This window comes from Aliterella atlantica CENA595 (assembly GCF_000952155.1).
Classification (GTDB): Bacteria; Cyanobacteriota; Cyanobacteriia; order Cyanobacteriales; family Chroococcidiopsidaceae; genus Aliterella; species Aliterella atlantica.
The window spans coordinates 1-24,316 of the sequence record NZ_JYON01000012.1 but is presented as its reverse complement, the minus strand read 5'-3'; the positions used below and the strand labels follow the sequence as shown (position 1 = coordinate 24,316).

Below are 24,316 nucleotides of genomic sequence, written 5' to 3'. Positions count from 1 at the left end.
CTTTGAAATACACCAACGCGCGAATTACTAAGACTGTCCTTCTTCAATTACGAATTATTCCGTCCTGCCAATTGAGCTACCATCTCAATCAACTCGCTAGGTTGAGCTAATTTGTGTAAATACGACTCAAAGCCAGCACTGATAGCTTTTGCTCGATCCTCATCTAGATAAGCTGTAATTGCGGCAGCGGGAATATGTTTCCTCTGCCTAGCTTCTAATGCTCTAATTTGTCGAATCAGGCTGTACCCATCTCCACCAGGCATCCGAATGTCACTTACCAATACGTCAGGTGAAAATTGCTCTAACTCCTCTAACGCTGCTGAGGCACTTGCGACTGCCCTCACGCAGACACCTTGCGTCTCCAAAACAGTAGTAATAAAATCGCGGACATCGGCTTCGTCATCAACAACTAGAACTTGTAAACCATCAAGGGATTGCGGTAATACGGTGAGGGGAGTAGTAACTTCAGCTTGCATATCGCTTTGAGCCAAAAACTGCTTGTACTCGCTCATGTCATGCACGCCAATTCGCAATGCTTTAACCGCATCATCATCGCCAACAGTTGCTACTTTTAACCTGGCTGCAAATGGTTTGCCGTGTCTTGGACATAGATTAATCTGCAAATTCTGCACGTCTTCGCTAACAAGAGAAACATGGGAAAGAAGAGTGCGAAACGCTTGCAAATCGCTTTGAGTGACAAAAGTAGCCAGAGGTTTACCAGTCAAGTGGTTTTGTGGCACATCCAATAATTTAGCGATCGCATGATTTGCCTCTAAAATTATGCCGTTAGTATCGGTCAATAAAAAAGCGTCTACACTTAATTGGAATAAGTTTTGATAATAATGAAATTCGGCGATCGCTCGGTGATTTTGTTCTAAAAGCTCTTCTTCAGTGACGGCTGATATTTCTAAACTCTCTTGCATCTCCTGATAAAGCACTTCAAGATTGCTCAGGGCAGAAGTAATTTCTGGGATAACTTCAGCAACCTGTTTTCGTTCTGAGGGCGGTAAATGCATCATGTAACTATACATAACCGCCATTTGTTGCCCAATCGCTTGAATCTGTTGTTTAAATTGCTGTTCGCTCATTACTTATATGTTTACTTGTGCTGATTGGCTGACTTTCTTGACTTATGCAGATTCCACAAATAGCAGTTTAAGATAACAGCACCCAAGAACTTCAGCGCCTAAAAGTTTATATTTCCTAGTGTAATCAAGCGATCGCTCTTTCGGGTGAGCTAGGGTGTTAATTCTATCGTGTTTATTTCTCTTAGTGTAAATACTTAGTTCGTCTTTAAATCTATGTGTTTTTTTGCCAAACAACAGAATAATTATTAGCAGGCATAGCAATAGTTTTGAGCAGCAAGAAATTTTCCGCTTGGGCAACGGCTACTACTTCCTCTAGATTTCTAATCCCCCAGTGGGGATTTTGCGCTCTCAAGCTAGCATCAAAAGCAGCATTACTAGGCGCTGTATGCTCGCCACCTTGCTTAAAAGGTCCGTAAAGGTACAAAATACCTCCTGGTGGCAAAAGCCGCTTTGCACCTGCTATTAGCCCCAAACAAGCAGCCCAAGGCGCAATATGAATCATATTAATACTAGCGATCGCCACTATGTTTGTTTCTATATGCCAACTTGGAGCGCAGACATCTAGATCGATTGGTGCGTACAAGTTCTCACAGGGACAATATTGCCGCCAAGCTGCAATACTAGCAAGGGCTACTGGATTAGTATCAGAAGGCAGCCACTTACGCGGAGCAAGACGCGGGGCAAAATACACCGCGTGTTGCCCAGTGCCGCTAGCAACTTCTAAGATCGTCCCATTAGGCGGTAAAACTGCTTGCAATACCTCTAAAATTGGTTCGCGGTTGCGTTCTGTAGCTGGGGCGTATTGTCTCGCGTCAGGGTAGTTATTCAACTTTACAGCGCCCTTGTGTGTTGCATTCAATCCGTTGTAGGCGATCGCGTTCTATTGTCGCTAAATCTGGTCTACCCGTCAATTTCAGCCGCCAATCTGCCCATATACCATATAAAGTATCGGCGATCGCCCCAATTACAGGCAACTTGGTAATTGCATATACCCATCCCATCCCCAAAGCTTCATAAACGCGACGAAATACCTCAACATTTTTGACAACGCTGCCGTCAGGAAGTACAGCATGGATTCTGCCCATCGCTGTTGTGTAGTCAATGCCGCCATTCTCGTCAGGATTGTAGAAGTCGTCAGCAATATCGACAAAAGCTACAATGCCTCTTCCCGCATCGCGTTTGCGTAAAAAGTTTACTTCGCGTAGGCATAAAGGACATTCACCATCGTATAACAGCTTAATTTGCCAAGGTTGGGCAGTATTAGATTCTTGAGGTTGTGTTTTCGCCGAGAGCATAGTTATCTAAATTGCAGACTTACTATAACTATCTTAAGAAAAATTAAGCTCTCGATTAGTCTCTATCTTAATTTAGCTCCACTATTAATATCTGTTGCCAAACGTTCTTGCTCGTAGTGAATTTCCTGCTGTAACTCCTCCATACATAGCTTTTCGTAGCGCAAATCTTCCCAAGCTTTCTTTATCTGTTGGTTCTGCTCGCCAATTTTTTGTTGCTGTTGCTCTAGTTGCTGTTTTTGGGCTTCTAAATCTTGAGCGCGTTTTTGTTCTTCGGCTAAAGCTTGCTGCTGGTGGCGGATATGTTCCCAAGCTTGCTCGATTTCTTGCTTGTCAATAGTGATTTTTTGCTGCTGCTGTTCTAATTCCTGTCTTTGCGCCTCTATACCTTGCCAATGCTGTTGTTTTTCTGCTAAATCTTGCTGTTCTTGACTCAGCTTCGCTTGAGCTAAGGCTAATTCTTCATGCCCGCGTTGGATTTCTTGGCGCAGTTGCTCTGTCTCTTCTCTTAGCACGTCTATTTCTTGCAACTGTGCTTCAGTTTCCATTTTGTAGCGATTCATTTCCTCACTTTGATAATGCAGAGATTCCTGCCATAACTTGATATCCTCTTCCTGCTTTTGGGCAGTTTCTAGCTGGTGAGAAAATGTTTGCAAAACGTGGAGGATTCTGTGCGTCGCTGTTTGCACATCTTGGACTTGACGATTGGCATTGATTTGTACTATTACCAGCACTCCCACATTGAAGTCGTATGATTGATCTAAAGCGATCGCTTCTTGGCTTTGTACTGGAATCCAACTTTTGGCAGATCGTTGCAACGCTAGCAGTTTTAGCTCTGACTTAGCAATACCTCTAAACCCAGTTTTACCCCTTTGTACTTCCGCTAGATAAATCACTTTGACTACCTCTTGCCCGTTACAAATTTACCTGCTCTTATTAAAGCAGGTAAATTTACGTAGACAGGTACTTGACAAAATTATTTAAACTTTACGCTTTGGTTGCTTGCGCTAACCGCCGATTAACTTCATCCCAGTTGATTACATTCCACCAAGCAGTAAGATATTCAGCCCGACGGTTTTGATACTTGAGATAGTAGGCGTGTTCCCACACGTCATTGCCCATAATTGGATAATTGCCTTCCATTAACGGGCTATCTTGATTGGGGGTACTGGTAATTTGCAGCTTACCCGCAGGATTACGGATCAGCCACACCCAGCCGCTACCAAAACGCTTAGAACCAGCCTCGTTGAACTGCTGCTTAAAAGTGGCAAAGCTGCCAAAATCTGCTTTAATGGCACTAGCGATCGCTCCTGTTGGTTCTCCGCCTCCTTTTGGCTTCATAATCCGCCAAAACATCGAGTGATTTTCATGCCCGCCGCCATTATTGCGGACTGTGGTGCGAATATCTTCAGGTACGCTCTGAATTTCTCTTAGGAGTTGTTCTACGCTTTTGCTTTGCAAATTAGGATACTTCGCTAAAGCTGCGTTCAGGTTTTTGACATAAGTTGCATGATGGTTGTCATGGTGAAACCGCATGGTTCGCGCATCGATATGGGGTTCCAAAGCCTTGTAATCGTAAGGTAAAGGCGGCAAAGTAATTTTCCCGCTAGTAGATGTTTGGGCTGCTGCTACATCTGTCCATACCAAGGAACGGCAAGTCTCTAAAGCCACTGCACTACCAGTTGCTCCTAATAAAAACAGAACTTTTCTTCGGTTAAGAGTCATAAGTTTAGTTAAATTGCGATTACTTTAGCGATCGCAGTCAATTAGGCAAATATGCAGCCACTATATACCAGTTTGTTAGTAATTTAATAGATTATTTTTTGCAGTAGAACCAATTAGCTAGTTATTCCAGACTTTTGTAACTGTTGATACAGTTTTTGTGTCCTTAGTTAGGGGCAAATATTGTCATCTAGTCGCTAGCCTGAGACAACGGTCTGTTAGCGCGTATTTTCACTCCGTAAAAAATAGCAAACACCTGTTAGATTGCTGCGTTACTTGGGAATACTTTAAATAAAGTTTTTTTTAGCTGGGCAATGAACGACCAATTATTACAGCAATTCTTGCAACTAATTGCTACGCATACAGGTTTACATATCCGCGAACAAGACAGAGAGAATTTAGCTAAAAAGATTTATACGCGGATGAAATTGCTGAATATATCATCGCCAGAACACTACTATCAACTATTAAATGCTAGTAACGGTAATAGTAATAGCTCTGTTAGAGAAACACCAAGCGATCGCGAATGGAAAGAACTGGCTTTGCAGCTAACAATAGGCGAAAGTTATTTTTTTCGCGATCGCGGACAAATCGAACTGCTCAGAAAAACAATTTTACCAAAACTAATCGAACAAAAAAGGCAGGAATCTACTAGCAATCAAGCCAAACCATCGCTAAGAATTTGGAGCGCAGGTTGTTCTACAGGAGAAGAAGTTTATTCTTTAGCTATTTTAGTTAAAGAATTAATTCCCGACATACATAATTGGCAAATTCTACTTTTGGGAACTGACTTAAATTTAGAATCAATTAATAAAGCTAGGCGCGGCATTTATGAAGCATGGTCTTTTCGCATGGTTGACCCAGAAATTAAAAATAACTACTTCAATCAACGCCAGCAAACTTGGGAAATAAAACAGCAAATCCGCTCTTTAGTGAAGTTTCAAGCAAATAATTTAATTAAATATCCTTTTCCAAACACTGCTACTGATATTTACGGAATGGATATTATTATTTGTCGTAACGTTTTTATTTACTTTGATTCCAAATCTATTGCCATTGTTTTAGATAAGTTTTACAACACGCTCAAAACCACAGGATATCTGATCGTAGGACACGCAGAACTTCACGGGCTAAATTTGGGCAAATTAAAAACTAAGGTATTTCCACAGTCAGTAGTATATCAACGTAGTGAAAATGAACAAGCGGAAGTACCTGCAAAACCGCTGCAATTGTTACCTGTTTTAACAGACGTACCAAAGCTACTACCTGGTAAAAATACTGAGACTTTATCTAAAAAATATTTACCTCAATCAGCGCCGATAAAATCTCCAGAAGTAATAGCACCTAAGCGCAGCATTACAGTAGATCGAACTGACTCTACACATTTTAAGAAAGCAGAAATTCTATTTAAGCATGGCGAGTATGCGATCGCAATTCACACAGCAGAACAAGTAATTAAGCAGCAACCGCATCATTTTGGTGCTTGTTATCTCCTCGCCCAAGCTTGGGCAAATTTGGGCGAAGCAGAAAAAGCCGCCGCTTATTGCCAAAAAGCCATTGAAATCGATGCTATAGCGATTGCTCCGTACTATTTATTTGCCCATATTGCTGAAGAAAAAGGCGATATTGAGCGAGCTAAAGAGCTATTCAAGAAAATAATTTACCTAGAACCATCTGCTATTACGGCTTACGTAGAACTAGGGATTATTTATCAAAATGAAGGTGACAATAATAGATCAAAAAAAATGATAAGCACAGCTAGAGAATTACTTAAGGATTTTCCAGCACACACCACCGTACAACCAGGTGAAAATACTGCTAGTGAGTTAATGCTTTATCTTAATAGCTTGAAATTTTAACTGTACTTTTTATTACTCAAAGATAGTCGAAGCGGCTGTGCTAGCTAAGGCAAAGTAGGTCAATAGCTTGTAGGAGCAGGCTACTTTTAGTCGAGTTTATATTTCTTAAAAATATAATAAAGTCCTGGCTTGGAAGCTATGTAATATCACTGACAAAAAGTGTATAGAAGCAAAAGTTCAGTAAGTTTACAGATAAACTTGCCAGGGAAATTCAATATATTGATGGATGTCATAAGCATAGTTTACTAAAACATAACAAAAGAGTTTATTGAAAAAAGCTTCTTTATTACAAACATTATGAGCCAAACTGAATATCAAGCTCGGCAGTTAGCCAGCATTATAGAAGAATTACAAAGCAAGCAAACCACAGGAATTTTGTATGTAGATACGAATATAAATTTGCAGCCAAAGAAAAGATCCCGCGTTTTAGTTTTACGCCAAGGTCAAATCGTCTATGGTGGTACAACTTTACCCAACAATCAAGAATTCGCTCAAGAGTTAGGACGCAAGTTAAATCACGAATGGACTGACAGCGCCATTGGTTTAGCCACGCAAAAAGCAGCAAATTCAACCTCATTGCGATCGCTTTTAGACTTGCTAGTAAAAATGCGGTTATTCAACTGGGAGCAAATTCAGGCGTTGATGCACGCGCAGGCAGTTTTAGCACTCGAACAAATACTACCTCACGCTGGCAGTTACAGACTAGATAATGCCATAGATTTCGACCTTACTTACGGTGAACCTGCTCGCGGCTTAGACCAATCTAAGCTAATGCACGAAATCGCTCAAAGACAAAAGCAGTGGGCTACCTTTGTTCCTACCATCCCCTCAATGGATGCGGTCCCTTATTTGCAGCCAAATAATGCTAATAAAATTACTAACCCTGCGGTACGCAAGCATTTAGAACAATGGGCTGATGGTAAGCGATCGCTTGTTGATATTGCTGAAGGATTAAATAAAGATCCTCTGCAAATAGCTCAATCTTACTTACCTTGGGTGCAAGCAGGTTGGGTAGCAATTGCTGGAAGCAACGCCCCTGCACCGAAAAAGGAATTACCTGTTGTCCTTGCAGTCGATGATAGCCCTGTGATGCAAGTAATGCTCAAAAGAGCGCTATCCGAGCAATATCAAGTATTAATCGCCAGCAACGCTAAAGATGCACTGATGTTATTGCATCGCAGTGAAATAGCACTGTTATTGCTAGACGTAACAATGCCAGATATTGATGGCTTGGAGGTATGTCGTACTGTACGTACTATTCCTAAATTCCGTAACTTACCGATTGTCATGGTTACAGCTAGAGATGGTTTCTTTGACAAGGTTAAAGGTAAATTTGCTGGTTCTACCGAGTACATTACCAAACCATTTGAAGCGGACAAGTTGTGTCAGCTAGTAGGGAAGTACGTTTATGGAGAAGACACTTCTACAAGCTTATCTTCTACTTAAATTTATAGGTTTTACTTTAATTTTTACTCTGACAAACCAAGATGGAAAATAAACCTTATCTAATTTTTAGCTTGCACAACTTGTACTACGGTATAGATGCTTTATTAGTACAAGAAATTTTTCAGCTTCCCGAACTTATTTCTGTAGCTGAAGCACCAGATGACATTGTGGGAATGCTAAACTTGCGCGGCAAAATTGTGCCTGTAATGCATCTCGATTTGCGTTTGGGGCTACCGATGCAAGAGTGTCAATTAACCGATAGCGTCATTGTATTAGACTGCGACGGGCTGCAAATTGGCATTATTGTTAATACAGTATATGAAGTCAAAGATGTTGAGTTGCAGGCAATAGAGTCTGACATAGACTTTGGACGAGTCAAGCACATTAATTCTAGATTTGTAGCTGGTATAGCCAAAGTAGACTTTGATACTATTATTCTTGCTAATCATCACAATTTACTCCGCGATGTTGATACTGTTGAAGCATTAATTGACGCTGAAAATAGAGAAGATTTAGATCGACAAATTGCATCGTCTGAGTTACCACAAAAATCTAGTTTAATTACCGATTTTTACAAACTCTGTTGCCCTAACGCTACTGAAAAAGAAAAAGCAATCTACCGCGAACGAGCAGAGCATCTAAAACAAGTAACAGAAAATGCTGAGTTGTCTGGATTGCTACCTTTAGCAGTTATAGGTTTAAATAACGAATATTTTGGACTTGACCTTGAATTAGTTCAAGAATTTACTCGCGTTCGCAACGTTACACCGATTCCTTGCTGCCCTCCTCACGTTGTTGGCAATATGAATTTACGCGGAGATATTTTGACATTAGTAGATATTCGTAGCGCCTTAAATATGCCGCTTGCAGTAACGAAAAATGGCACTAAAGCTTTGGTAGTTAGCATGAACGATTTAGTAGCTGGCTTCCCTGTAGATGATGTGTTTGATGTGATGTATATACATCCCTCGGAAATAACAAACCTACCTATAGCAGTGCCAAATACTAATGATGAATATCTCCGAGGTACTGCCCCTTATTCAGAAAAAATGTTGACTATTATTGATTTACCCAAATTACTTAAAAGTAGCTTATTAACAGTCAACGAAGAAATTTAAATATTGTAGGAATTATTTTTATGAAAATTACCGATCAGTTACGCGGTGCAGCCATCGGGCTTTTAGTTTTTGCAGTAAGCAATGTGTTTTCAGTGTATATAAACAGCGTAGCAAATGATAGCAAAGTTGTTAATTATGCAGGGATAGTAAGAGGAGCTACGCAAAGACTTGTCAAACTAGAAATGGCAGGTAAAAAAAGCGATGAATTGATTGCTAGGCTAGACAAAATAGTTGCTGGCTTAGTTAAAGGCGATCGCGAGTTAGAACTACCCGCAGCTACAGATCCCGAATTTGTTGCCAAATTAGGCGAAGTGCAAAACTCTTGGCAAAGTCTCAAAGGTACAATTGCTCAAGCAAGAGTGTCACCGCAATCGCGCAATGAATTACTGACTCAAAGCGAAGATTATTTTGACTTAGCAAATGAAGCTGTATCTGCTGCTGAGGCATATTCTCAGGCAAAAGCCAATAGATTAAGAGCAATTCAGTTAATTTTGTTCGCGCTCAATCTAGTTATTTTAGGTGTTATTTGGGCGATCGCGCGGAACATTGCCCTCGGTTTGCAAAACTCTACCAGCAGTATTGCTTCTTCCTCCAATCAAATTGCTTCAGCAGTCGAAGAACAAGAACGTACCATCGCAACTCAAGCAGCTTCGATTAGGCAAATGAGTAGCACGATGGACGAACTCGGCGCATCATCTCAGCAATCAGCCGAACAAGCAGAAGCATCAACCGCAGGTGCAAATCAAGCTTTATTAGTAGCTGAGAGCGGAACTAAAGCCGCCCAAAAAACCCTCAACGAAATGTCTGTTCTTAAAGACAAAGTAGCAGACATTGCCGAGCAAATTAGCCATCTTAGCGATCGCACTCATCAAATTGGCAGTATTTCTGACTTGGTAGCAGAACTCGCCAGCGAAACAAATATGCTAGCGCTCAACGCCTCAGTAGAAGCAGCCCGCGCCGGAACTCACGGTAAAGGTTTTGCTGTTGTCGCTGGAGAAATTCGCCGCCTCGCAGATCAAAGCAAGCAATCAGCAGACAAAATTAACCTTTTAGTTGGTGATATTCAATCGGCAATCAATTCCACAGTCACAGTTACAGATAAAGGCACAAAAACCGTTGCTCAAGGTATGCAACTAACCCAAGAAACAGCCAAATCTTTTGCTGGCGTAGCTGATGCTATCAACAATATCTTTTTAAACAATCAACAAATTTCGCTCAACATCAAGCAGCAAGCGATCGCTACTCAACAAGTAGTTGAAGCCATGAATAGTTTGACTCTAGCAGCACACGATACTGCAGGCGGCATTTCCCAAGTAAAAGTTGGTACGCAACAACTAAACGACGCTGCTCAAAACCTCAAAGCAATGGTGTAATTGCTCAATATTTAATTAACCAGGAATCAAAACAATGTTAAAAGACTTAAACAATCTACCACTACGGACGAAAGCAATAGCCTTTGCGATCGCTCTAGGTACAGTTCCAGTTCTACTAATTGGCATAACTAACTATATTTCCTCCGTCCAACAAAGCAGACAAGCATTAGCTGATGCCAAAGAAAGCCTTGCTGCTACTTTAGGAGACAAAGTAGGGCGTTTTATGTTTGAGCGCTACGGAGATGTTCAGGTACTTGCCAACTTATCGATTTTAGCTAATCCAGAAAAGACATCAGGAATTACACCCCAGCAAAAGCAAGCAACGCTAGATCGGTACATGAATATCTATGGCGTTTATGACAGCATCGCTGTAGCTGATGTTTCTGGTAGAACAATTTTACAAACAACAGGGGAAGCTATCAGTGGTTTAGGCGAACAAGATTACTTCAAAGCAGCACTGCAAACCAAACAGGCTGTAATTTCACCGCCAAACAAGTCGCCATCAAACGGCAAATACTATGTTTTCATTGCTTCTCCAATTGTTAACGTCAACACAAATAGAGTGACAGGAGTAGTTCGCACTCGTATCCCCGTAGAAAACCTAGATGCGATCGCTCGTATAGACGCATCCACTTTATCAGAGAGTAGCAAAGCAGCAGCAGCAGCCGAGTATCACTTAATTGGTCCTGATGGCAAGTTCTTTGTAGCTACAGAAAAAGAGCAAATCGGACGCGACGCTAAAAGTGACTTTAGTAAGTTTGCCCAAATCCAAGCAGGAAATAAAGTAGCAAGTGTTGTAGACATCGATCGCATTGACAAAGCTAAACAATTAATATCTTATGCTCCAGTTAGTCAAATTCAGGGAATGCCCAATCTAAATTGGAGTGTCATTTTAGCAGAAGATACAGCAACTCTTTATGCAGGTGAATGGCGATTGTTGCTGAATTTGCTCTTAGGAACCGGAATTACCGCCTTACTTGCTAGCGCCTTAGCTGTAGTATTTGCCAACCGCACAACCAAATTAATTCAAGCAATTGCAACGTCCATAGCTTCATCTTCTACAGAAATAGCCGCCACAGTAGAACAGCAAGAACGCACAGTATCGCAGCAAGCAAGCTCAGTCAGCCAAACTACAACCACAATGGAGGAACTCGGCGCATCATCTAGACAATCAGCCGAACAAGCAGAAGCATCTACCAACGGTGCAAGTCAAGCCTTGAACTTAGCAGAAAAAGGCACTCAATCAGTACATCAAACCCTGACTGGAATGACAACGCTCAAAGAACAAGTAAATGCGATCGCCCAACAAATTATTCGCCTATCCGAACAAACAGGTCAAATTGGTTCAGTTTCATCTTTAGTGGGCAATTTAGCCAATCAAACAAATATGCTAGCGCTCAATGCTGCTGTAGAAGCTGCTCGTGCTGGCGAAAATGGCAAAGGTTTTGGTGTAGTAGCTGGCGAAATTCGCAAACTAGCCGACCAAAGTAAAAAGTCTTCTGAGAAAATTAACACCTTAGTTGCCGATATTCAAGCGGCGATTAATACCACTGTCATGGTTACAGATGAAGGCACAAAAAAAGTTGACCGCAGCATGGAACTAACTCAAGGAACGGCGCAAATCTTTACTGGCGTAGCCGATTCAGTCAACAACGTCTTTCTCAATTCCCAGCAAATCTCCCTCAGCGCCAAACAGCAAGCTATAGCCGTGCAGCAAGTAGTTGCAGCCATGAACTCAATTAACTTAGGCGCAAAAGAGAGTGCTAGCGGCATTACCCAAGTCAAGACCAGCACTCAACAACTCAAAGATGCAGCGCAAATACTCAAAACTGTTGTTTAAGTTAAACCTCAAACCTCAAAATTATTTGAAATGATAGAAGATAAAGAACTGCGAGAACTTTTTAAAACGGCAAGTGAAGAACATTTGCAGAACATAGAAAATGCCTTGATGCGCTTGGAGAAAAATCCCCAAGATCGAGAGCAACTAGAAGAGATATTGCGCGAAGCTCATACCCTGAAAGGAGATTCGCGGATGTTGGGCGCAGATGATGTAGAAACAATCGTGCATCAGATGGAAGATATCTGCGTAGCGGTGAAAAAAGGAGAAAGCAAGCTAACAAAACAAGTATGCGATCGCTTGTATGCAGGATTAGATGCTGTAACTAAATTAGTCAAGGAAGCAGTAACCGGAGAAGCCGCCAATATCAATGTCTTCTACGTTCTGGCGCAGCTAATGGGAGCCGACGATAATGCGGTCATAGCAGACCAAGACAATGTGATGCCCCCGCCAGCACTTGAGGAACTCGATTTATTTGCCGACGTTGCTCAACCATCTTTAGTAACTAACGATGTTGATGCGCTCTTTGGCGAACTAACTGCTCCTATCGCTAGCCAAAACGGATCTGGGCAAGTTGCTGCCGAACCAGAAAAGTCACCAATTGTAGCCGAAACTAGCGAATCAAATAATGGCTCTGAGATTAAGACAATTCGCGTCGAACCTCAAAAGCTAGATAGCTTGATGACTCAAGCAGGCGAATTAACTGTGACCAAAATTCGCATCGCACACCACATCGCAGAAGTTGAGGAATTAATTGCTCTGTATGAAGAGTGGAACCGAGATGCTTATGTAAATCGTGTTGCTTTAGATAATGCCGAAAAGCGATCGCAAATAGGTGCAGAGCAAGTCCAAAGTTTCTATCATCGCGGTGAAAAACGCCTAGAACGCTTAGGAGCTATACTTTCTCGCCTCAAAAATCAAGCTTATGAAGATACAGCGAGATTAGAAATTGTTGCCAATGAGTTAGAATCGGGCATTCGCGCGCTGCGGTTACTGCCTTTATCAACCGTATTCAATGCATTTAGGCGCATGGTGCGGGATTTGGCTAACCAGCAATCTAAATCAATCAATTTAATTATAGAAGGTGGAGATACTACAGCCGATAAGCGGATTTTGGAAGAAATTAAAGATCCGTTGATGCACATGATTCGTAATGCGATCGATCACGGGATCGAAACAGCCCAAGAGCGAGAAAAAGCAGGTAAACCCAAGACAGCAACAATTAGACTGAGGGGCTATCAAACAGCTAGCAGTATTGGCATCGAACTTATCGATGACGGACGCGGCTTAGATATCGAAAGCATCAAGCGTACAGCCTTGCGGCGTGGGGTTTGCTCTACAGACGAACTAGCAAAAATGACCACTAACCAAATTCAGTCATTGATTTTTGCTCCTGGATTTTCTACGCGCACAGAAGTTACAGAACTTTCTGGTCGAGGTGTCGGTTTAGATGTAGTCCGCGCCAAAGTCGAACAACTTAAAGGTACTCTCCAAGTTGAATCCTTGCCAGGTAAAGGCTGTACTTTCCGCTTGCAGTTACTTGCAGCGGTAGCCACAACTCACGTATTGATTGTAGAAGTCAATAATGTATCTTATGCAATCCCTGTAGAGTTCGTTAATACTACACTCTTGGTATCGCGCAGCGAGATTTTTGCGATCGATGGTTGTCATACAATTTCCCTAGAAGGTCAACCTGTATCCGTCTCTTGGTTATCGGACTTACTACAGTTACCAGTTAATATCCCAGCATCGCCAAAAGCTTTGGACTCTACCTCAAATATGCTTCCTTGCATAGTCCTACAAGTCGGTAACGAGCGTTTGGGGTTGCTTGTAGATGCGTTGGTAGACCAGCAAAATATCGTCTTGAAGCCGCAAAGCAAACTCCTGCAACGGGTGCGTAACGTATCTGGTGCAACTATCTTAGGAACGGGCGAAGTCTGCATGGTTCTCAACGCTCAAGATTTACTTAAATCTGTGCAGAAAAGAACTGGTGCGGGAACTATACCGGAAAGCTTGATTGCAGAAGTCAAAAAACCAGCGGTGCTGTTGGTAGAAGACTCAATTACTATCCGCACTCAAGTCAAACGTATCTTAGAAGGTGCTGGATACGATGTTACCGCAGCAGTAGATGGATTAGACGGTTTTAATAAGCTTAGAGCTAATACCTTCGATGCTGTAGTTTCTGACGTACAAATGCCCAATCTTGACGGTCTATCTTTAGCTGCAAGAATACGCCAGCACAAGGAATACAGCGAACTGCCAATTATTCTGGTCACAACTCTCGCCTCTGATGAAGATAAGCGCAGAGGTGCTGAAGCTGGTGCAAATGCCTACCTAACTAAAGGTAACTTTGAACAAAAATTATTGCTAGATACTTTAAAAAGACTAATTTAAATGACAAACCCAACTTCAGTTTTATTAGTAGAGGATTCCCCAGTTGCTTTAGAAATCCTCGAACGGCTGCTTAGTTCGTCTCCTGATATTAAAGTTGTAGGCAAGGCGCGTAACGGGAAAGAAGCTCTAGATTTAATTCCCAAACTACAGCCTAAAGTAATATGTACTGACTTGCACATGAAAGGTATGGATGGTTTGGAATTTACCAAGCACGTAATGGCAAACGATCCTCGCCCCATTCTGGTAGTTAGTACATCGGTGCAAAAAGAAGACACCCATACTATTTTTGAGCTTCTGCAAGCAGGAGCAGTAGATGTTTTCCCCAAACCTAGTACGGGACTAGCTTCAGACTACGAGCAAGTCAAGCGCGACTTGATTGGTAAAATCAAAATTCTCTCAGGAGTTACAGTTTTTACTAAGCGCCAACAACCGTCTGTGAAGGCTGTTGAGGTGAATCCGTCTATGAGCGCGATCGCTAATGTTACTAGATCGCTTAGAGTCATAACTATTGGTGCTTCTACTGGCGGTCCTCAAGCCATACACAAAATTCTTGCCCAATTTCCGGCTGAGTTTCCCGTACCAATAATTTGCACTCAGCACATTAGCCAAGGTTTCTTGCAAGGACTCGTCGATTGGCTAGATTCTGAATGTAAGGTAAAAGTTAAAGTCGCTCAAGTAGGCGAATCGCCGCTACCAGGGACAGTTTATTTTGCTCCTGATAACAGCCATTTAGAATTAGACGCTCAAGGCAAATTTATTTATTCTTCTGCTTTACCTGTAGACGGTCACTGTCCTTCTGTGACAGTAACATTTAAATCTGTTGCTAAGTTCTACGGTAGGTCAGCAGCAGGCATTTTGCTGACGGGAATGGGACGTGATGGCGCGGAAGGTATGCGGGCTATTGCTCAAGTTGGCGGCATGACGTTTGCTCAAGATGAGAAAACTTGTATCGTATTTGGTATGCCCAAAGAAGCGATCGCTCTTAATGTCGTACAACAAGTTTTACCTATTCAGGAAATTGCTCCTTTGCTGCTTAGAAAGGTAGGTATCAATAGAATTTAGGTTTGAACGCAGATGGACGTAGATAAACGCAGATAAATGTAGAGAAAAAACTAGGTTCTATTTGCTATTTGTGAGGGTACAGGTGTCGACTTGTACCCTGTTTTTTGCTGTTTACGCTCTAGATACTGGTTTGAGGAACAACCAACCAACAAAGAATAATGAGGCTGTAAGTATTTGGACTAAATCCAATGCTGATAGTTTTCCATCTGCTAGGGAAGCAATACTTCTATCGGTAATGCCAAACAACCAGGAAGAAGTACCTATTAGCCAAATACTATTCTTTAAGCTACCGAAAAACGCAGAATCTACTGATGACTGTTGATTATTCATGAAACTTCGACCTATTTGATGTAGATGAGCCTGGGGTTTTGCAACCATCGGTAGTAAAACAAGCTTTGCGTATCCTCCCCTTGAATTCTTACTTTAAGAAACATTTCTTTTTTTGCCATTTGTCTAAAGAAGTATTTAGAGGTATTGACAAGTTTTGCATTAGCTATTAAAGAGCAAAGGCTGCGATAGCAATAATCATAGAGATTTATTCTTTATGGCAAAAACGCATATTAGTCAAAGTTATGTTGTAAATGTTTAACTAATTATAGTTGAAATATCTATCTTAAGATAGAGGTTCGCCTAAGCTGGTAAAAGAGCAAAGTTGGCAAAAATTGAGTAAATAAAGTTGCAAAGTTCTGCCTTTAGATACTACAAAAATAGACAATAAGCAGGTTTAATAAGGGAAAATATAATGTTTATTAAGTTGATTTATGAGAATAGTTCAAATAGAAAATACAAATAAAAAAGAACTATTTGAGATAAGCGATCGCCCAAAATTGGGATTAGTTTGTATCACGCATTCCAAAGAGATTCGCTATCGTACAGTCACGCGCACGCGCTATCTATCATTAAATGAAACAGAGCGCCAAACTACTCTTAGAAATATTTATACCGATAATTTAAGCCGTTTAGATAAAGCCATTGATTTTTGTCAACAGCACTCAATAGAGTTATACAGAGTGCCTTCTGGCTTGTTTCCCCTCAGCGATTGGGAAGACGACATAGGCGCAGCAGTTTTAGCAGAACTAAGCGGTGAATTAGCAAGAGTAGGCAAAAGATCGCAAGAATTAGGCATCAGAATAGTTATTCACCCCGATCAATTTGTTGTTCTTAGTTCTGATTCAGAGCAGGTACTCGCAAACAGTATCAAAATATTAACAGGACACGCCCAACTTTTCGATCTATTAGGACTTGCGCGATCGCCTTGGGCATTAATGAACATTCACGGCGGTAAATCGCAAAGAATAGATAGATTAGTCCAAGTAATTAGCGAATTGCCAGATAATATTCGCAATCGCTTAACCTTTGAAAACGACGAATATGCCTATAGTTCAAAAGAAATTCTAGAAGTATGTCAGAAGTCGGGCGTACCAATGGTATTTGATGCCCATCATCATATCTGCCGCGAAGGGCTAGAAACCTACGACGAGCCATCAGTAGTAGAAACATTTTATGCAGCTAGGGAAACTTGGCAAAACCCCGCATGGCAATTAGTGCATATTTCTAACGGACAAAATAGCTTTAGCGATAGACAGCACAGCGACTATATTACAGATATGCCTAGCGTGTATCGTCAAGCGCCTTGGATAGAAATAGAAGCCAAAGCCAAAGAAGAAGCGATCGCTAAGTTAGAAGCTGAATGGCTTGTGGGAGAATAGACACAGCTAAACGCTAAAAGCTAATTGCTATCTATGCTCGCAATCGACTTTGGTACAAGCAATACTTGTATAACCCGCTGGAACCCAGTCACAGCGCAACCAGAAACCTTAAGCATTCCAGGATTATCCGATCGCATCGGTGACAATCCGCCTTTAATTCCTAGCCTCGTATATGTAGAAAATGCCGCTCAAGCAAAAGTTTTAGTAGGGCAACAAGTACGCGATCGCGGGTGCGATCGTAAAAGCGATCCTAGGTTTTTCCGCAGCTTCAAGCGCGGAATTGGTGCAGATATTCAGGGCTTTTTGCCAGAAATAGATGGACAAACTATTACGTTCGAGCAAGTTGGGCAATGGTTTTTAACTACTTTAATCGCCCAACTTGAAGCGTCGCAACAAAAAGTAGAATCATTAGTTCTCACTGTACCTGTAGATAGCTTTGAAGCTTACCGTCATTGGCTAGGCAATGTCTGTCAATCTTTGGCTGTAGAACAAGTAAGAATGCTAGACGAACCTACTGCCGCAGCTTTAGGTTATGGGATGGCAGATAAAGAAAATTTACTTGTAATTGACTTTGGCGGCGGGACGTTAGATTTATCCTTAGTAAGATTAGACGCTAGCATTCAAGCAGGCAGACAACCGCTAGGATTTTTACTCAAATTTGGGCAAAAGTCATTAGCCGAAAAATCGGGACAAAAGTTAAAAACTGCCCGCGTCTTAGCAAAAGCAGGGCAAAACTTAGGCGGAACTGACATTGATAGTTGGTTAGTCGATTACTTTGCTGCTACCCAAGGATTAGCAGTAACTTCTTTAACTGCACGTCTAGCAGAACGGGTAAAGATTCAACTATCTTCGCAAACTCAAGCAAGCGAAGTTTATTTTGACGATGAAACATTGGATAGCTACGAACTAGAGTTAAACCGCGACACTTTAGAAAATATCCTCAAAGAGCATCAATTCTTCGATCGCTTAAACGACTCGATGAACGGGTTACTGCAACAAGCACGCAGACAAGGCATAGAAGCAAGCGATATTAACGCCGTATTGCTAGTTGGTGGTACGTCACAAATGCCAGCAGTGCAAAACTGGGTCAAACAATACTTTGAAGAATCAAAAATTCGTGCCGAACGACCATTTGAAGCGATCGCTCAAGGTGCGCTGCAATTGACTCAAGGCGTGGAGGTAAAAGACTTTCTCTATCACAGCTACGGTATTCGTTACTGGGATCGGCGCAACAATCGCCATAGCTGGCATCCTTTAATTAGGACAGGTCAACCTTACCCAATGAATCAGCCAGTAGAATTAGTCTTAGGTGCTTCGCTAGAAAATCAGCCTAGCATCGAGCTAATTATCGGCGAATTAGGCAGCGAAACAGGCGGCACAGAAGTTTATTATGATGGCGATCGCCTAATTACTCGTCGTCTAGATAACGGACAAACCCAAGTCCAACCATTGAACGATAAAGATGGCGCAAGATCGATTGCTCAGTTAACACCGCCAGGATTTCCAGGAAGCGATCGCATCAAAGTATTATTCCAAGTAGACGGACAAAGGTTCTTAAGAATGACAGTTGAGGATTTACTCACCAACGAAACCCTATTGCAAGATAGCCTAGTCGCTCAATTAAGCTAACTTTGTTGGGGTGCGGATTCTATCCACACCCTACCACTTCCATCTGCGTTTATCCGCACGGCAGGTGCTACAAGTCGGCAAAGCCGCCCAACGCACTGCCTCGTTTATCTGCGTTCCTTAACTCTAGACTCAACAGCAAACTCAGGAATTTGTTCCAGTTCCCTTTCCACCAAATTGTACTGTTCGCAAACCAAACTCAAACGGCTAGTTTTGTTACTTGTAACCTGATTAACCGAGTGAGTAAGATCGCCTTGAAAGTAAACAAGCGTATTGTATTGCGGCTTGATGCAACCAACATGGCGTTTACCATGACGCAACACCAATTCACCGCCAGTTAACTCAGTAGGCACTTGCACGTAAAGGACGCTAACAACTGCTGGCGGTTCGACAGTTTTACAATACGATCGCAAGCTTCGATCTATATGCGGATCGACGCGGGAACCTCCGTTCAAAAGCAAGGGATTGAGATAAAAAGCATTACAATCCGGCTGTAAGGCTACATTCAAATAGGTTTTAAAAAATGGAAATTGGCGTTCGACTTCGCTAATCTGCGCCCTTTGAAATACAACTGAAAACCCTTTTGTGCCTACAAAGTCACGATTAAGATTATTTACTGCCAAATAAGGACAAGCCGTAATCCTTTCCTGCAACTTAGTCAGGTAACTAGGCTTGAAAGCATTTTGTAAAGTCCGATAATAGCTCAACTGTAGATCCTACAAGATGCGGAAAGTGCAGACAACCATTTTATCTACCCACAACACTAAGCTACAACCAAGTTTTGTAGCAAAGTTTTAGCACGAAGCGCGATCGCCTCCCAATTTTCCGCCGCTACCAATTCTGGCAAAAATAACTCCCCAGAAAGTCCAACAGCGATCGCGCCTGCTTGGATAAAGCCTCGCGCATTTTCTAAAGTAACGCCACCTGTCGGAATTAACGGGATGTGTCCTAAAGGTGCTTGCAAACTTTTGATATAACTTGCACCACCTACTGCTTGCACTGGAAATACTTTGACGCAACTTGCTCCATGATGCCAAGCTCGAACAATTTCTGTCGGTGACAGCGCTCCTGGTATAACAGGAATATTATTTTCCTTAGCAACCTGGATAATTTCTAGATCGGTATGTGGCGTAAATAAAAATTGTGCGCCATTGGCGCACGCTTGCTGTAATTGGTCGATATTTAGCAGCGTTCCCGTACCTATAGTACAAGCGGGTAATTCGGCGCGTAACTGAGCAATTGTTTCCGCAGCGCGAGCGCTATTCCAAGTAATTTCAATTAGCTGGATGCCTCCAGTTGCCACAGCTTTAGCCATTTTTATCGCCAGGTCGCACCTGCTAGCTCGAATGACTGCGATCGCTTTATTTTTCTGTAACAAAGATAACCACCTACTAGATGCGTTCATCAACCCAAATCAATTAAGGAATATTTTTTATCAATGACTCATAACTTTTCCTATTGCTTCTAAGCCTTTTAGCTAGGCTAGTTCAGCCATCAGAAGGATGGAATTAAGTCTAGATATTTCTAGTCTAAGTAGGTAAGTAGTATTATGTACTGGATAAAAATATGCCTCTTTATAAGCTTGAAGACTTCGATCCAAATTACACTCAGACCTTTGGTGGCGAAGATGTTAAAGCAATGGACTTATATACTGAAGGTGGCGATCGTATTGGTAAAGTAGCAGATGCGCTAGTAGATCCTGACGGTCGTTTTCGATATTTAGTTATTGACACAGGCTTAGGAAATGCAGGCAAACAAATATTGCTACCTATTGGTTTATCCCGCATAGATTACAACGCCCAGCGCGTTTATGTAGATGGTTTGAGCAAACAGCAAGTAGAACATCTACCTGAGTACAACAACAATATTACAGTCGATTACGACTACGAAGAGAAAGTACGCGGAGTTTATCGCGCTCAAAATACTACTTTAGGACAAATGAGCGATACTACTTTCGATCGCGATACTTATAATTACCAGCAAGATGCATCTTTGTACGATTTGAATGACCAAAACCATCAAACATTCAAGTTATATGAAGAGAGACTGATTGCTAACAAAAATCGCGTCAAAACTGGGGAAGTTGCTGTGGGTAAGCACGTAGAGACTGAAACTGCACGAGTTTCAGTACCTATTGAAAAAGAGCGGATTGTAATTGAAAGAGTTACTCCTACTAATGCTGGCACAGTAGTTCCACCCAGCGAAATTAGCTTTCAAGAAGGCGAAATAGCTCGGATTGAATTATACGAAGAAAGACCAGAAATTCGTAAAGAAGCTTTCATTCGTGAAGAAGTGAAAATATCAAAAATAGTTGAACACGATACAGTCGAGGCACAAGAAACAATTCGTAGAGAAGAGTTAGATATTAACACCGAAGGCAGTACGCGTTTAGAAGCCGATCCAAGAATAGATGATTCAATCTAAATAACATCTTGCCTAAAGACAAGGAGCATTCGTAATTGCTCTTAATAGCAGAAGGCTATCAGCAGAACATTTTTAGTTCTGCTTTTTTCAAGCATAAATTTAAATGACATAGGATACAATATGGCTCTTCACAAATTAGATGAATATTATCCTAACTATCAAGAAGAACTTTTTGATGGCGAAGATATCAAAGGAATTGATGTTTATGCGGGCAAATCAGAAGAGAAAATTGGCACAATTGAAGATGCCTTAGTTGATGACCAAGGTAGCTTTCGTTATTTCGTTATCGATACTGGATTTTGGATATTTGGCAAAAAGGTTTTACTACCAGTGGGTAAATGCCATATTGATGCCAAAGCCAAGCGGATTTATGCCATAAGTATTGTTAATAAAAAGCAAGTAGAAGACTTACCCGAATACCACGAAAGTAAAGTTGTAGATCGCCAGCACGAAGAAAAAGTAAGGCACGTTTACAGCAATCTGGCAATGAAAGCGCTTGAAGAGCCTACTGTACATTCAGCACCAACTCAAGCAGTAGAAAAAAGCGATCGCCACGATTACAATTACCAAGCAGAACCATCTCTATACAACCTAAATGCAGACGATCATCAAACCCTCAAACTATACGAAGAAAGATTAATCGCTAACAAAAAACGCCGTCAGACAGGAGAAGTCATACTTGCAAAACACGTTGAGACAGAAACAGCAAGCATTTCCTTACCATTAGAAAAAGATCGCATTGTTATCGAACGAAATATTCCAGCCGATAGAACTGTAAGAACGCCTAATGAAGTGGATTTTCAATCAAAAGAAATAGTCCGCATGAAAGTCTACGAAGAAAGCGCAGACATTCACAAGCAAGCTTTCGTGCGTGAAGAAGTAAGAATTAGCAAAGAAGTAGAACAAGATATAGTGCAAGCTCAAGAAACTATTCGTAGAGAAGAACTAGACATTGACACTAAAGGTCGTTTAGATATCGATACGCAAAGATAACTGTTTTTAAATAAACTCTGTAACTCGCTACTGATTCTTTCTGTCTTGGTATTAACCAAGGTAGAAAGACGATAAAATTACATATTTTAGCTACAGACAAAAGTTATAATAATTAATCTGTTAAATAGAGATTATCAATTAATTGTTAACTTTTGTTTCACTTACAATCTCTATCTTTTGTAACTAGCGACCTTGACTTAATTCACTCGTTAGGAAGATGGAATTTCAATGATTGATTATTAAATTAATTATTAAAGATACGAACAAAAAATCTTGAGGATTCATAAGTATGGCATTACTAAAAATTGAAGATTTCGATCCAAATTATCGCGACAGTTTTAATGGTTCCGACCTCAAAGGTATGAGTGTCTATACCCAAAGTGATGAAAAGATTGGCACAGTTCACGATGTATTAGTAGATGAAGAAGGTCAATTCCGCTATTTAGTAGTAGATTTAGGGTTTTGGATTTTTGGTAAGAAAGTATTAATGCCAGTAGGTCGTTCCCAGATCGACCAGAGTGCAGATAGAGTATATGCAATTGGTATGACTAGAGAGCAAGCAGAAAACTTGCCAGAATTTAGCGATCGCCTAGCGCTTGATTACGACTACGAAGAAAGCGTAAGAGGTGTTTATCGCTCTCCTAGCACAAATATGTCTACAAGCAGTGTAAGCGATAATATCCCAGGCGTAAGCGATACTATTCCAGTAGATGCATCTGCACCCTTAGAAGCTTCCGCGCCTTTGGATACAGCAGCGATGGCAGGCGGAATGGCAACTCCTACTTATACTCCTACCACTTACGATCGCGATACTTATAACTATCAGCAGGACGCATCTCTGTATGATATGAACGATCGCGACCATCAGACCTTGAAGTTATATCAAGAGAGATTAATCGCTAATAAGAAGCGCGTTAAGGCTGGAGAAGTAGCGATTGGCAAGCACGTAGAGACAGAAACAGCCAAAGTAGCTGTACCAGTAGAAAAAGAGCGCGTAGTAATCGAGCGGATCACACCAGCCGATGCAGGTAGAGCAGTTAATCCTGGTGAAGCAACATTCCGTGAAGGTGAAGTGGCTCATGTTGAACTGTACGAAGAAACTGCTGATATCCACAAAGAAGCCTTTGTGCGTGAGGAAGTAAGGGTAAGTAAAGAAGTAGAGCGCGATACAGTTGAAGCTCAAGAAACATTGCGTCGCGAAGAATTAGATATCAATACTGGTGGAATCCCGGTTGATGAACGCCGCGATCGCATTTAAGCTAGACTAGCAACTTTTTAAATTTAGTAAAAGTAGTTGTTTAACTCTTTTGCTAGCTAAAATGGTGCAGACAGGGCAGATTTTCTGCCCTGTCTGCACTTTTGTCGATAGAATACTTGAACAATATTTGTCAGTTTGCTTTCCTAAAGTTATCATTTGTTTGTGTTGAACATTTTGAAAAATAAACACACTAAATCAATAGGTACTATTAAATATGAATTCTTCAGAAAATGATAAGTTTTTTGAATATAACAGCAACGAAGAATTAGGCATGGATTCTTCACAGCAGCAAAATTCCAGTCAAGAACAAGACAACAACGCTGAATCTCTTTTCGAGCTACAAAATTCTCAAAATGATGTATTAGATGACAGTTTGTTAAGCTTGTTCGAGCCTTCAGGTATGTCAGGGAATGATAAGGACACAGATTTGTTTAATACCCCTGAGTTACAAATGGAAGGCAACGAAATTTATATAGTTGAAACTACTGAAATATTGGCAGACGAGTCAGGCTTGTTTGATACCCCTGAAGTTATATTGATAGAGAACGATACAAAATTATTTAACACCCCTGGAATTATGTCGGTGGGGGAGGAAAATACAGAATCATTTAACACTCCTGAGCTAAGTGGAGAAATCAACGAAGCTAACTTATTTGATACTCCTGAAATGATGGCAATGGGAGATGAGTCAGATATGTTTACTACTCCCGAAATGATGGCAATGGGAGATGAGACAGAACTATTCAACACTCCTGAAATGATGGCGATGGGAGATGAGACAGAGCTATTCAATACTTCCGAAATGATGGCGATGGGAGATGAGAATACAGAACTATTTAGCACTCCTGAGCTAAGTGGAGAAATCAACGAAGCTAACTTATTTGATGCTCCCGAAATGATGGCAATGGGAGATGAGACAGATATGTTCAATACTCCCGAACTGATGGCAATGGGAGAAGGCATGGATTTAGGTCAATCTTCTGAAATGATGTCACCAGAAATGATGGCAATGGGAGATGAGACAGAGCTATTCAATACTTCCGAAATGATGGCGATGGGAGATGAGAATACAGAACTATTTAACACTTCTGAGCTAAGTGGAGAAATCAACGAAG

General features: G+C 41.3%; 21 protein-coding genes. 13 read left to right on the top strand and 8 right to left on the bottom strand.

Features of this window, described 5'->3' with window-relative positions; translation table 11 throughout:
- Positions 1-47 precede the first annotated feature (47 nt).
- The 5 genes from UH38_RS12520 to UH38_RS12500 form a co-directional block, all read right to left on the bottom strand.
- Positions 48-1,088: a response regulator gene (locus UH38_RS12520; protein ID WP_045054999.1), complete on the bottom strand. Its 1,041-nt coding sequence runs from the start codon at positions 1,086-1,088 to the stop codon at positions 48-50.
- Between the two features lie 211 nt (positions 1,089-1,299).
- Positions 1,300-1,917, bottom strand: coding sequence for a DUF938 domain-containing protein (locus tag UH38_RS12515; RefSeq protein WP_045054998.1), 618 nt, complete (start codon positions 1,915-1,917; stop codon positions 1,300-1,302).
- Positions 1,910-2,383 carry a thiol-disulfide oxidoreductase DCC family protein gene (locus UH38_RS12510; RefSeq protein ID WP_045054997.1) on the bottom strand — a complete coding sequence of 158 codons (474 nt, stop codon included), beginning with the start codon at positions 2,381-2,383 and terminating at the stop codon, positions 1,910-1,912. Before UH38_RS12510 ends, UH38_RS12515 begins: the two co-directional genes overlap by 8 nt.
- A gap of 62 nt (positions 2,384-2,445) precedes the next feature.
- Positions 2,446-3,276, bottom strand: a complete 831-nt coding sequence (locus UH38_RS12505; protein WP_045054996.1) for a coiled-coil domain-containing protein — start codon at positions 3,274-3,276, stop codon at positions 2,446-2,448.
- Between the two features lie 91 nt (positions 3,277-3,367).
- The gene (locus UH38_RS12500; protein WP_045054995.1) at positions 3,368-4,105 is read right to left on the bottom strand and encodes a superoxide dismutase; all 738 of its coding nucleotides are present in this window, start codon (positions 4,103-4,105) and stop codon (positions 3,368-3,370) included.
- Between the two features lie 311 nt (positions 4,106-4,416).
- Here UH38_RS12500 and UH38_RS12495 point away from each other — a divergent pair, with 311 nt between their 5' ends.
- The 7 genes from UH38_RS12495 to cheB all read left to right on the top strand — a co-directional run bounded on the left by UH38_RS12495 (position 4,417) and on the right by cheB (position 15,191).
- On the top strand, positions 4,417-5,961 hold the full coding sequence (locus UH38_RS12495) for a CheR family methyltransferase (protein WP_045054994.1): 1,545 nt from the start codon (positions 4,417-4,419) through the stop codon (positions 5,959-5,961).
- Positions 5,962-6,258: 297 nt separating this feature from the next.
- Positions 6,259-7,407 (top strand): response regulator, encoded by a 1,149-nt coding sequence (locus UH38_RS12490; RefSeq protein ID WP_045054993.1) that lies wholly within the window; start codon positions 6,259-6,261, stop codon positions 7,405-7,407.
- A gap of 41 nt (positions 7,408-7,448) precedes the next feature.
- The gene (locus UH38_RS12485) at positions 7,449-8,525 is read left to right on the top strand and encodes a chemotaxis protein CheW (RefSeq protein WP_045054992.1); all 1,077 of its coding nucleotides are present in this window, start codon (positions 7,449-7,451) and stop codon (positions 8,523-8,525) included.
- A gap of 20 nt (positions 8,526-8,545) precedes the next feature.
- Complete coding sequence (locus UH38_RS12480; protein WP_045054991.1) at positions 8,546-9,898, top strand: methyl-accepting chemotaxis protein; 1,353 nt, start codon at positions 8,546-8,548, stop codon at positions 9,896-9,898.
- 34 nt (positions 9,899-9,932) lie between these two features.
- Positions 9,933-11,738, top strand: coding sequence for a methyl-accepting chemotaxis protein (locus tag UH38_RS12475; RefSeq protein ID WP_045054990.1), 1,806 nt, complete (start codon positions 9,933-9,935; stop codon positions 11,736-11,738).
- A 30-nt stretch (positions 11,739-11,768) separates the two neighbouring features.
- On the top strand, positions 11,769-14,129 hold the full coding sequence (locus UH38_RS12470; protein ID WP_045054989.1) for a hybrid sensor histidine kinase/response regulator: 2,361 nt from the start codon (positions 11,769-11,771) through the stop codon (positions 14,127-14,129).
- Complete coding sequence (gene cheB, locus UH38_RS12465) at positions 14,130-15,191, top strand: chemotaxis-specific protein-glutamate methyltransferase CheB (protein ID WP_045054988.1); 1,062 nt, start codon at positions 14,130-14,132, stop codon at positions 15,189-15,191. It begins immediately after the preceding gene.
- Positions 15,192-15,302: 111 nt separating this feature from the next.
- Here the strand turns inward: cheB and UH38_RS12460 are convergent, their stop codons facing one another.
- Positions 15,303-15,521 carry a hypothetical protein gene (locus UH38_RS12460; protein ID WP_045055091.1) on the bottom strand — a complete coding sequence of 73 codons (219 nt, stop codon included), beginning with the start codon at positions 15,519-15,521 and terminating at the stop codon, positions 15,303-15,305.
- Positions 15,522-15,952: 431 nt separating this feature from the next.
- Here UH38_RS12460 and uvsE point away from each other — a divergent pair, with 431 nt between their 5' ends.
- Entirely contained in the window at positions 15,953-16,900 is a 948-nt protein-coding gene (gene uvsE, locus UH38_RS12455) for a UV DNA damage repair endonuclease UvsE (RefSeq protein ID WP_045054987.1), read from the top strand.
- Between the two features lie 33 nt (positions 16,901-16,933).
- A complete protein-coding gene (locus tag UH38_RS12450; RefSeq protein WP_045054986.1) occupies positions 16,934-18,529 on the top strand; it encodes an Hsp70 family protein in 1,596 nt (531 codons plus the stop codon).
- A gap of 104 nt (positions 18,530-18,633) precedes the next feature.
- Here UH38_RS12450 and UH38_RS12445 read toward each other — a convergent pair whose 3' ends face one another.
- Both UH38_RS12445 and UH38_RS12440 read right to left on the bottom strand, forming a co-directional pair.
- Entirely contained in the window at positions 18,634-19,233 is a 600-nt protein-coding gene (locus UH38_RS12445; protein WP_045054985.1) for a 2OG-Fe(II) oxygenase, read from the bottom strand.
- A gap of 56 nt (positions 19,234-19,289) precedes the next feature.
- Positions 19,290-19,931 carry a bifunctional 4-hydroxy-2-oxoglutarate aldolase/2-dehydro-3-deoxy-phosphogluconate aldolase gene (locus tag UH38_RS12440; protein ID WP_045054984.1) on the bottom strand — a complete coding sequence of 214 codons (642 nt, stop codon included), beginning with the start codon at positions 19,929-19,931 and terminating at the stop codon, positions 19,290-19,292.
- A 161-nt stretch (positions 19,932-20,092) separates the two neighbouring features.
- Between UH38_RS12440 and UH38_RS12435 the strand changes: the two genes are divergently transcribed.
- The 4 genes from UH38_RS12435 to UH38_RS12420 all read left to right on the top strand — a co-directional run.
- Positions 20,093-20,950 carry a DUF2382 domain-containing protein gene (locus UH38_RS12435; protein ID WP_045054983.1) on the top strand — a complete coding sequence of 286 codons (858 nt, stop codon included), beginning with the start codon at positions 20,093-20,095 and terminating at the stop codon, positions 20,948-20,950.
- A gap of 120 nt (positions 20,951-21,070) precedes the next feature.
- Positions 21,071-21,943: a DUF2382 domain-containing protein gene (locus tag UH38_RS12430; RefSeq protein ID WP_045054982.1), complete on the top strand. Its 873-nt coding sequence runs from the start codon at positions 21,071-21,073 to the stop codon at positions 21,941-21,943.
- Between the two features lie 289 nt (positions 21,944-22,232).
- Entirely contained in the window at positions 22,233-23,201 is a 969-nt protein-coding gene (locus UH38_RS12425; RefSeq protein ID WP_045054981.1) for a DUF2382 domain-containing protein, read from the top strand.
- A 214-nt stretch (positions 23,202-23,415) separates the two neighbouring features.
- Positions 23,416-24,316: hypothetical protein (locus UH38_RS12420; RefSeq protein WP_045054980.1), on the top strand; the 901-nt coding region annotated here is incomplete at its 3' end.